At 53.9% G+C, this 10,813-nt stretch carries 11 protein-coding genes; 4 read left to right on the top strand and 7 right to left on the bottom strand.

Annotated features, from left to right (window positions below; all coding sequences use genetic code 11):
• The first annotated feature begins 116 nt into the window (after nt 1-116).
• The 4 genes from ycgZ (at nt 117) to fdhF (ending at nt 3,329) form a co-directional block, all read left to right on the top strand.
• Nucleotides 117-356, top strand: a complete 240-nt coding sequence (gene ycgZ, locus GM298_RS18665) for a regulatory protein YcgZ (RefSeq protein WP_266155027.1) — start codon at nt 117-119, stop codon at nt 354-356.
• A 4-nt stretch (nt 357-360) separates the two neighbouring features.
• Nucleotides 361-681, top strand: a complete 321-nt coding sequence (locus GM298_RS18660; RefSeq protein WP_045284951.1) for a hypothetical protein — start codon at nt 361-363, stop codon at nt 679-681.
• A gap of 29 nt (nt 682-710) precedes the next feature.
• Nucleotides 711-989 (top strand): biofilm development regulator YmgB/AriR family protein, encoded by a 279-nt coding sequence (locus GM298_RS18655; RefSeq protein ID WP_023327185.1) that lies wholly within the window; start codon nt 711-713, stop codon nt 987-989.
• Between the two features lie 189 nt (nt 990-1,178).
• Nucleotides 1,179-3,329 (top strand): formate dehydrogenase subunit alpha, encoded by a 2,151-nt coding sequence (gene fdhF, locus GM298_RS18650; RefSeq protein WP_128339754.1) that lies wholly within the window; start codon nt 1,179-1,181, stop codon nt 3,327-3,329.
• 43 nt (nt 3,330-3,372) lie between these two features.
• Here the strand turns inward: fdhF and fliB are convergent, their stop codons facing one another.
• From fliB to GM298_RS18615, 7 genes are all read right to left on the bottom strand, one after another.
• Nucleotides 3,373-4,590, bottom strand: coding sequence for a flagellin lysine-N-methylase (gene fliB / locus GM298_RS18645; RefSeq protein WP_128339755.1), 1,218 nt, complete (start codon nt 4,588-4,590; stop codon nt 3,373-3,375).
• Between the two features lie 88 nt (nt 4,591-4,678).
• The gene (locus GM298_RS18640) at nt 4,679-5,341 is read right to left on the bottom strand and encodes a helix-turn-helix transcriptional regulator (protein WP_252087181.1); all 663 of its coding nucleotides are present in this window, start codon (nt 5,339-5,341) and stop codon (nt 4,679-4,681) included.
• Between the two features lie 48 nt (nt 5,342-5,389).
• Nucleotides 5,390-5,902, bottom strand: coding sequence for a fimbrial protein (locus GM298_RS18635; protein WP_266155026.1), 513 nt, complete (start codon nt 5,900-5,902; stop codon nt 5,390-5,392).
• Nucleotides 5,903-5,913: 11 nt separating this feature from the next.
• Nucleotides 5,914-6,861, bottom strand: a complete 948-nt coding sequence (locus GM298_RS18630; protein ID WP_208283786.1) for a fimbrial protein — start codon at nt 6,859-6,861, stop codon at nt 5,914-5,916.
• Between the two features lies 1 nt (nt 6,862).
• A complete protein-coding gene (locus GM298_RS18625) occupies nt 6,863-9,403 on the bottom strand; it encodes a fimbria/pilus outer membrane usher protein (protein ID WP_266155025.1) in 2,541 nt (846 codons plus the stop codon).
• Nucleotides 9,404-9,447: 44 nt separating this feature from the next.
• Nucleotides 9,448-10,125 (bottom strand): molecular chaperone, encoded by a 678-nt coding sequence (locus GM298_RS18620; protein ID WP_266155023.1) that lies wholly within the window; start codon nt 10,123-10,125, stop codon nt 9,448-9,450.
• 56 nt (nt 10,126-10,181) lie between these two features.
• The gene (locus GM298_RS18615; RefSeq protein WP_266155022.1) at nt 10,182-10,712 is read right to left on the bottom strand and encodes a fimbrial protein; all 531 of its coding nucleotides are present in this window, start codon (nt 10,710-10,712) and stop codon (nt 10,182-10,184) included.
• Between the last annotated feature and the right edge of the window lie 101 nt (nt 10,713-10,813).

Below are 10,813 nucleotides of genomic sequence, written 5' to 3'. Positions count from 1 at the left end.
TTATAAAATATATCATAAAAAAATTCAAAATTTGTACATTTTGGGTGTACAGATTTTGAAATTGTGTATACCTTAAATGTAACGTTAGTGATTACAAAATTTTACAGGAGCGAAACATGCAGCAGAAAGGTTACGCCACAGATTCCGCAGCAGCGATCGCACAGTACTTCGAAAAGGCCGCCCTTCCGACCCAACAGGAGACGCTGGGTCAGGTGGTAGTAGAAATTCTCAGCGACGGGCGAAACCTGAATGGCAAATCGCTCTGTACCAAGCTGCTCAGCCGACTCGAGAAAGCGGATGGGCCGGAAGAGGAAGAGCATTACCACATGCTGCTTGGTCTGCTCTTCGAACGGTAAGGTTATGAACAGCAGTGACGCAGACAGTCTGATCGACAAGCTTATCGGTGAAGCCGTTCTCTCTCTGTTGAAAGAGCGGGGGCCTGTGACAACCGAAGGATTGCTACAGCGTCTGCGGGCGATGAAAGCCTGTGAAAAGGATCCCCGGCGGCGGGAGACACTTGCGAGGGTGATTGCCGACATCGGCTCTAACAATCTCGCCTTTACACGTCGCAGAACCGCACAAGGACGAACGAGAAGAGAGGGACCTCTCAACGATAACAGAGACAATGTAGTGCCGTTATTTGGAAGTGGAAAACCGTCCGACCCCAAAAAAATACATTGACTGCAATTTAACAGCTACGGTGAGAACAAATGAGACAAAATATTCAGCTTCAACCCGAATACCACTCTGCTTTTTTAGACAGTGCGCTGGCGGAATATTTCCGTCACGCAGGCGATCGTTTTGCTGAAGAGTCCGCTATTTTTTCTACTGCAGTACGCTGTGTTCTGGCCTCCGAGGGTCACCTGTCTAATAAAGCGATCATCTTATGGCTTATTCAGACGCTGGAAGCCACTAACGACGTGGTTCAGGCGGACGTCATTCGTAAAACGCTGGAAATCGTGGTGGGTTACACGATGGACGATCTCTGAATTCCCGCCAGCCACGCCCCCGACGTGTCATCGTCAAAACTGACGAACAGCCTGACGATGACACGTAACGCCCCGCATAACACCCTGTAAAACCAGCAAACCGAAACTGGCACGCTTCCTGCTTAACGCCACGTACGGGACTGGGTTGTCCAGTCAACTTTGCTTCATTTCTTAACAGGTCTGTTATTGATGAAAAAGATCGCCAGCGTCTGCCCGTACTGCGGTGCAGGCTGTAAATTAAACCTTGTCGTAGAAAATAACCGTATCATCCGTGCCGAAGCGGCAGAGGGGGTAACAAACCAGGGCACCTTATGTCTGAAAGGATTTTACGGTTGGGACTTCCTCAACGATACCCGTCTGCTCACCCCACGCCTGACCCAGCCAATGATCCGCTACCACAAAGGCGAGCCATTCACCCCCGTTACCTGGGAAGAGGCTATCCGTTACACCGCTCACCGGCTCAGCAGCATTAAAGCGCAGCACGGACCAAGGTCAATTATGACCACGGGCTCCTCCCGTGGAACCGGCAATGAAACCAACTATGTGATGCAGAAATTTGCCCGTGCGGTGCTAAACACCAACAACGTGGACTGCTGCGCGCGCGTCTGTCATGGCCCATCCGTTGCCGGGCTTCAGGAGACCCTCGGCAATGGCGCGATGAGTAATTCCATCAACGATATTGAGAACTCAAAATGTCTGCTGGTGTTTGGCTATAACTGCGCAGACTCCCACCCTATCGTCGCCCGGCGCGTGCTGAAAGCGCGTGAAAACGGCGCAAAAATTATCGTCTGCGATCCGCGGCGCATTGAAACGGCGCGAATTGCCGATCAGCATCTGCAGCTCAAAAACGGCAGCAACATGGCGCTGGTGAACGCCTTTGGCTACGTGCTGCTGGAAGAGGAGCTGTACGACAAAAACTACGTTGCACGCTTTACAGAAGGGCTTGAGGCCTACCGGCAGACGGTAAAAGACTATGCGCCAGAGCGTGTGGAACATCTCACCGGCCTCCCCGCCCGTGAGGTGCGTCAGGCGATGCGTACCTTCGCGGCGGCCCCTTCCGCTACCGTGATGTGGGGGATGGGCGTCACCCAGTTTGGTCAGGCCGTTGATGTGGTCAAAGGGCTCGCAAGCCTGGCGCTGTTGACCGGTAATCTCGGTCGCCCTGCCGTCGGCGTCGGACCGGTGCGCGGTCAAAACAATGTTCAGGGGGCCTGTGATATGGGCGTGCTGCCCAATATGTTCCCCGGCTATCAGGATGTCACCGATCCGGCCGTTCGGCAGAAGTTCGCCGACGCCTGGGGGATTGACGTTGCGGCGATGGACGATCGGGTCGGGACGCGCATCACCGAAGTGCCGCACCTGGCGCTGGAAGGCAAGATCAAGGCCTACTACATCATGGGGGAAGATCCGCTGCAAACGGAGGCCGATCTCGGGCTGGTGCGCAGCGGTTTTGAAGCGCTGGATTTTGTCGTGGTTCAGGACATCTTCATGACCAAAACGGCGGAAGTGGCGGACGTTCTGCTCCCGGCAACCTCCTGGGGTGAACACGGCGGCGTCTTTACCTGTGCCGACCGGGGATTCCAGCGTTTCGGCAAAGCCATCGAGGCCAGCGGCAACGTGAAGCGCGACTGGGAGATTATCAGCCTGCTCGCCACCGAGATGGGTTACCCCATGCACTACGACACTAACCAGCAGATCTGGGATGAGATGCGCGAGCTGTGCCCGCTTTTCTACGGGGTAACCTATGAAAAAATGGGCGAGATGGGCCACGTGCAGTGGCCGTGCCCGACGCTGGATCACCCCGGCACACCGTACCTGTACAAAGATAATCAGTTCGACACCCCAACCGGTAAGGGGCAACTGTTTGCCGCGCCGTGGCGCGCGCCGGCAGAAACGCCTGATGACGATTACCCGCTGGTGCTCTGTACGGTGCGCGAAGTGGGACACTACTCCTGCCGCTCCATGACCGGTAACTGCGCCGCGCTGCAAAGCCTGGCCGACGAGCCCGGCCGGGTGCAACTGAACCCTGCCGATGCGGACAAACTGGGCATTACTGACGGGCAGCTGGTCTGGGTGCGTTCGCGTCGCGGCAAAGTGATTACCCGCGCCAGCATCAGCGAGCGCATCAACGCCGGGGCCGTCTACATGACCTATCAGTGGTGGATCGGCGCCTGCAACGAGCTGACCCAGGATAATCTCGACCCCATCTCCAAAACGCCGGAAACGAAGTACTGCGCAGTGCAACTGGAAGCGATTGAGGACCAGCGCTGGGCTGAGGACTATGCGGCGTCTGCCTATCAATCGATGAAGACCCGGTTGATCAGCGCAGTGAATGTGTGAGTAAAAAGAGGCTCACAGCGTGGGCCTCTGACACATTGCGCGTTTATCCAATTAACAGCAGGCAGGATAAATCATCACCGCCGTTGATTTTATTAATTGCAAAGTCCATGCGCGCATCAATGGTCGAATTGTGCATGGTCTTTTCTGACAGGCTGGCGATGGTTTTCATCACCACCTGCTGGTCGATTTCACCCTGCATCGATTTAACGCTGAGAATGCATTTGACGTAGAAAAAGTCCAGCACCATACGATAAAACTGTCGCATGATGGTTGCCGTGTTTTTGCCGGGGAAATAGCTGCTGTAGAGTTTATACAGCAGATAATTGCGTAACACATAAGGCTCTGACAAACAGGAATCCTCACACAGTGTACGCCACTGCTGATTAATCTTGTCGAACTTCGCCTCCAGGTCGGCCGGGTCGTCTGAACCGGCAATATCCAGATACGCGGCAATGTGCTGATGCCCTTCCAGAATAAAACCGTCCCGGGCCGAATCTTTCGCCACGTTGGTTCCCATTACCGACAGCGCAAGATATTTCATCGCGTTTGAACGGGCCAGATTACCGGAATCCATCAGCGATTTTCCGCTTTGCAGTTCAGTCAGTAACGCGTCGTAGAAACGTTCCACTTCCGCAAATCTATTATGCAAATCAAAGTTAACGTGCTGAAGACAGAGAATAAACTGTGCCAGCGCCATTAAATTCTCTTCAATGTTACGGGATGGCGACTGGATGATATTCCAGGCAAAGAGATGGATCACCTGCTGCGTCTGCGAAGCAGACTGGCGCTGCCCAATCAGGTTTGTTTTATAGCGCGCCACAAGCTCATCCTGCTCCTGAAGCAGCATGGCATCCGGGTCAAACAGCACACGTCGCACCACTTCCGGACAGGAGAGCGTCATCGTATGTCGCGTCTCATCCTGATAGCGGGTTGAGTTGCGGGGATAGATACTGCAGGTAGGCGACAGCGCCTCTTCCCCTAAATCACGGTGTACCATGCAGAGCTTGTTTTCATCGATAAACGGACAGTCCCCGTTTTCGTTGAGCCTGATTCTGGAATAGCTGCTCTTGCCCTTGCGCTGCAGGATGAGATTCTCTTTGGCAATGGCGGCAATGCCCGGGTGCGAGGAGAGGAGATATTTCTGGTGGGTTTTCTTATCAATGTTGATCGTCCAGCCACGACAGCATGACATTAAGCACTCTGGCCCAACGCACTGAAACTTAGTAAAAAAAAGCGGCTTGATAGTTTTATGAATATGCATAGCGAAGGCGTCATTTTATAAAGCATAAAAAGTACCATGACGCGCTCGCTATTCTAAAGGCGCATAACCGTGCACTATGTTTTGTAATTCACTGCATCACGGGAACACACTCCCCGTAATGATTGACCAGATAGTCACGCAGCAGGTTCGGGTAACTCTTTTTCTCCACCATTTTACGAATCAGCGCAATCAGTTCAAAATCCGTTCGCAGATTGAATTTCTGCATCATCATATATTTATGCGTAAAGACAGTTTTATCATTCATCTCCAGCGCCCGGGCCACCTGCACTACCGATAGCCCCCGGTAAAAATTCACCATAATGCGAATTTGCTGGGGCGATAATATTTTATACTGGCATTCACAGCAGCTTATTTTTTTCCAGATATAACCGGGCGCCTGCGTGCGATACCAGGCGAGAAACAGCATCTCGCTCAGGCTATCGAGCGAGACATTACGCGGAATAAAAAGAATATCCTGGAAACAGGCGTTAAATGCCGAAACGCCCGGCGCATCCTCCACCAGTCCTATCACGATCCCTTTCTGGCGGGCCTGTAATTCTGGAATACAGGTGAGCGTCTCCCCTTTACAGAGGGAGAGCACGATAATATCGGCAGTGCTGACGTTTTCATGGCTAAATTGCGTCGCGAAGTGGATCGGCTGTTTAAAATTACGCAAAAAGAAATCCATAAAAAAATGCTGCAGTCCACTGCGAAAAAATTGATCGGCTTCCTGAATAAGAATATTCAACATAGCAAGTACCACTGTCCTTAATGAGTGAGGAACGTCAACGCTGACATCTCAGTTATATTGCATCGTCATCACAACGACTGCACTGATACTCCCCGGCGTCGCGCCGCCGCTAACCGATTTGACCGACGCCTGCATGGCCATCGTGGCGGTTCTGTCTGCCGCAATAGTTTGCGTTATTCTGGAACCTGTTCCCTTTAGCGTCCCGGTTCCGGCCTCACGCATGGCGACCGCCACGTTTGTCGCCGAGCCGCTGTTCATATAGTAGTCCGCCCCGGCGAGCGGATCGGGGCTTTCTGTGAACGAGACCGTGACGCTACGGGTTCCCGCCGGACACTGGGTAAACAGCAGGTTAAAAGGCACCGGATCGGATGATGACCCCGGCGTCGCCATATTGGTGGCCTGTATATTCCCAAGATTAATATCCATACTGGTGCTCCCGCCGTTAAAGATACAGGGCGAGGCAACGATATTTCCCGTGACGCCAAGATTCACGCTGTCAGCCGCGAACGTGTGCCCGCAGAATAAAAGCAAAATAAGCCCACGCTGATAATGTAATTTCATCACTCCACCTGTTACTGGTACGTCAGATTTAGCGTGGCGGAGGCATTCGCGGAGCCGGACTCAACGGAGGTTAAGGTCTGGTAATAACGCGCCGTTAACGGGAGCGTCTCTTGTCCACCCGCAGATTGTTTTAATAACAGACGGCTATTTAATGCCAGCGGCGTACCGTTATATAAAAGCTGCACGCCGACACCTTTTGCCGTACCGGCACTCCCCTGCCCCGTTAAGGCCATCACGCTGGTATTTGCACTGTCGGGATTCTGTATTCCGCTGAGCGAGACCGTAATATTGGTGCCAGCGCTGCAGGTTAATCCCAGATTTTGTGTATTCTGCGCCACGCCCGGCGTGGTCCCCACTACGGTGCCAAACGCGGATGCCGGAATATCACCAAGCGGGAACGTCAGCTGTGGCGTACTGATCGTGCATGCCAGGGCGTTGATGGTTCCGCCGGTAAGTTGCTCGGTCAGCCCGTCACGATAAACCCCGTCGCTGCCCTGGAGCGTGACCACGCCGATGACCCCCGGCGTTAAGGCACCGGATGACACCGGGCCGGTCACCACCAGCTCGACCCGGCCGCCATACCAGTCGACATAAGAGGTCTGCGCACTGTAAGAGAATGTATTGCTCGGGTTCTCGAAATAGGCATTTGAAGAAAACCGAATGCCTATGCCGCTGACGTTGGTGTTATACACATGATTGCCGTAGCTGCTCAGCGTGGCATTGTTATAGCGCATGCTAAAACCCAGCATTAAGGGATTGGTACACCCTGTCAGATAGCTGCCTGTCATGCTTCCCGTGCCGGAAAAAATCACCGTGCCGACAGGCGTATCACGTTGAACATTAATGGTCCCCACCGATAGCGTCGACAGCTGCGGCGTAATAGTGGTGCAGGTCCCTGCCCTGGCCACTTGCCAGCCGCACAGACAACACAGCAGTAAAATAGCGTTGATGAACTTCATATTAATGCTCCTGGCGACACGTGACGCTAATGTCAGCGATGCCACCATACTGAGATCCTTTCGGCAGATTAAAATCCGCCCGACACTGCTGGTGGGATTGCGTCCCCCAAGTCGCCAGAACGGTGCCCTGTTCGCGCAGGCCGGTTAAATAGACCTGACCGCGATCGCCGACGATAAAACTGCTGCTGGTGTCTCCCTCCAGCGTGACCACCGCGCCAAACGGCACGAAACGGTTATTGTCCATTAAGGTCATCAGCACCCGGCGTCCCACTTTGGAGAGGTAATCGGCTTTCACGACCGCACCGCGTGTCGGCGTGACCGTGCGCGTGTTGATCTCCAGCTCCACATCCTCGGGCATATTCTCAGGATCGAGGGCGAGATCGTTTTTCCGGTACACGGAGAGGTTATTCACCACCGTGTAGCCCCGGTAATCCGTCCGCACGCCAGCCTGATTGCGAATATTGACGCCGTGCGCGCCAGGGGCTTTGATTAACGCGTTGGTTTCCCCCAGCGGCTGCGACAGCGTAATGCCGTCAGCATGCGCAAGGATGCCGCCCTGTAAGCCATAATTCAGGCGCTCACTACTGGTGTCGTAGCCATAGCCCGCCGAGACCTCGCCGTATGTGCCTTTATAGTCGCCGTTCATATTGCCGGTATAACCCACGCCATCGGTGCCGTAGCCCTGCTGGATATTCCAGTTCAGGGCGCTGTTTTCGAGAGCAACCCCATTCATGCCGAGATTGTGTGTTGTGCCATTATTCTGACTGGCGTTCAGGCCATAGTTGGTCCACGTCTGCGGCAGAAATTTGTCCAGCGGCACGCTGACGGTAAACGCCAGAAGCTGGTCGCGATCCCAGGATTTCGTACCCCCGCTACCGGATGACGCCGGGCTGCCGTTTTTACTGAATGTCCAGGTCACGCCATAGCTGATGTTGTGCCAGTAATTGTTGTAACCGACACTCCATGACGCCATTGATTTGTCGGCGTTCCAGTAATCCTCCCGTGCGGCGCTCAGCGTCAGCGCGCCCAGGTTTCCACCCAGCGTCTGGCTCATCGTCAGCTCCACGCGATTGCGCCGTCTCTCCTGAAGTGCGCCGCTGTCCCCGAAGGAATCCAGCACTTCCTGCATCCCGTAATAGCCACGGGTTGAATAGCGGTATCCTGCAATCGAAAAATTTGTGCCGGTATTGAGCAGGTTCTTGCTGTAACGCGCTCGCAAGGACTGCCCCTGCGTTTTTGCGATATCGGCCGGTGATGACCTGGCCTGGGTGATATCCGCGGAAAGCGCACCGAAATCGCCCATGTTTTTACCTACTCCAAGCGCCAGGGACTGGTACTTGCCGGAACCCTGCACGCCGCCATAGAGCGTAATGCCATCCGGCAGGCCATAAATCGCGGTGATCTGGCCAAACGGGGTTTTCTCCACGCTGCTGTTATAGGCGCGATACTGTCCCGCGGAGAGGGCATATTTCAGCCGTCCCTCGCGCTGCAATACCGGTACCGAGGCATACGGCAGCGTGAAATGCTGCTCGCTGCCATCCGCCTCTTTGATGGTCACGTCTAAGTCGCCCGCGCCGCCGGTGGGGTACATATCGCTAATCTCAAACGCGCCCGGCGCCACATAGCTTTGGTAGATCTGATAGCCATTCTGGCGGATCACCACCTGGGCATTGGTGCGCGCGATCCCGCGTACCACAGGCGCATAGCCCTTCAGGGAATCCGGCAGCATGTCATCGTCCGACGCCAGCTGGACGCCGCGAAACGGCATACTGTCAAACACATCCGCCGGGGCGGAACTGTCCCCGACGGTAAGCTGCGCTTTCAGCGGGATCACGGCGCGTTGCAGGTAGCTGTAGACCGTGTCCCATTGATCCTTGCCGGAAGGATCCCGCGACCAGGTGGTGTAGTTGCGTAAACGCCACGGCCCGATATTGATCCCCGGACGCAGGTTCGCATACTGGCTGTTGCTGCTGGCCCCCGCGCCCGTTTTCGCCCGGCTGGTCGCCCCGCTCAGGCTGTAATTGAGCATGGCTGCGGTTATCCCCTCATCCCACATCTGCGGCGGGACATAACCTCTCGCCGGCAGGTCGATGGCTGCCTGAGGGATGCTGAGCACAAGGCGCTGGGCGCTAAACTGGAAATCTGCACTGGCCTGCGGTATCGCCTGAAGATTGACACATTCGCCCGGTTCCGCACTGAGTGCGGGAAATAATGCGGTTTTAACCCCCCAGCGTTTTAATTGTTCACTGCTCAGGCACGGCTGCAATGTCTCATCGCCATTCTCGTTTTTGCCTGCGGTAAAGCGAATATCCCCCGTCTCCACTAACGCGTCGTCAACAATAATATCGACATGGTAGTTCCCCGGCGCCTGAGAGCCTGATTCAAAAGCCGACAGATCGGCTTTATCCATGCCGGGATTATCCAGCTCTATCAGATCCGTGTTAAATGCCACACTGGCACAGAGCGTCGGAGAGGATCCGGCAAACGCCAGGGCGATAAACGTCGCCAGGCGTGCAGGCCGCATCCTGTTTATTACTGTCATGACGAATTACCTGATAAATACGGGCGTTGCCGTTTGCTAACACATTACAAACTGGCCTGGTGTAAAACGCCGGGACTGCCATAGTCATTAATGATTTTAAACGTGAGTGAATTTCCCCTTACTTCATTCGGTAATGCAAACCGGGCTGAAGCGCCGGGTAAAACGTACGTCACGTCATCCAGTTTTTTCCCCGCCAGCGTAATTTCATTAAAATTAATGACGTATTGCGTGGGATTTTTGACCTCAAGGTTATTTCCTGTTCGTTGCCAGGTTAATTTATTGGCCTGTTCCTCTGGTGTTGACGCCCGCAGACATTCAGGCCGGTAAATCAGTTTGATGCGGGTTTTCACTGCAATTTGCAGGGAGTTCGTCTGTTTTGATGCCGACGGAATCGCTTTAATATTCAGCCAGAACAGACTTTCCCGTTCCTGTGGCAATGCACCCGTCATTACAATTCGCTCAATGTTTTTTTGTCCGCCATCCAGGCGATATAATGGCGGTGTAATAATAAAAGGCGCTTTACCTGAATTCCCTTCCTGCATATCTATCCATGACTGAATTAAATAGGGCGTACTGTCAGGGTTATTTATGCTTATTGACGCTTCTTTTTTAGCCCCATCGAAGATGAGGCGGGTGCCGCCAATAATAACGCCGGCGTTGGCTGTGGTCAGCGTGAGCGCAGACAGCGCCAGGGCCAGTCCTGTCGTGGTGATAAAACGCATGATAAACCTCATACAACAAAGGGGCCGGGTTGGCCCCTTAATGATTCTGCAAAATATCAGTTATAGATCACTGAGAAGTTAGCGACAGAGTTTGCCGGGCCAGCGGTGACTGTCGCTGCGGTGGAAATATACTGGGCATAGAAGCTCAGGGTATTATCCGCCGTGCTGCTCAGCACATAGCTGTAGCTGTTGCTGCCATGAAGCGGGAGATCCGCCTTATCGGCCGTCATCAGGTTAATGGCCACCCCGGTCGCCGCCCCCGCCGCAGACGAATCAATCGCCAGCAGGCTGGCATTGGTGGCATCCGGCGTACCATCAAAACGCACTTTGGCGCTGGTCACCGTCACCGGACAGTTTTTCAACACAATATTAAACTGCGTTGCTGCCGTTCTGGCGCCGGTGGTTGGGAACTCCGTTTTATAATGATCCCCTAATACCACGACCTGATTCTGAGACGCGACATCCACATCGCAGGCGGAATCCAGAATATTACCGTTAAAGTTAACGGTACCGGCTGCGGCAAAAGCGTGCGTCGTTGCCAGAGTGGAGCCGATTGCCAGCATTGCTATCATCATTTTATTTTTCATAAGTAAATCCTGTATCACTTTATTTATTACAGAAATCCAGACAAAGCGGTTTAATGCTGTTCACCGCCACCTCACCTTGTCATTTATATATTGTCAGGTGC

The organism is Enterobacter sp. HSTU-ASh6 (assembly GCF_026319105.1).
Lineage (GTDB): Bacteria > Pseudomonadota > Gammaproteobacteria > Enterobacterales > Enterobacteriaceae > Enterobacter > Enterobacter sichuanensis.
This window is presented reverse-complemented; position numbering and strand designations above follow the sequence as displayed.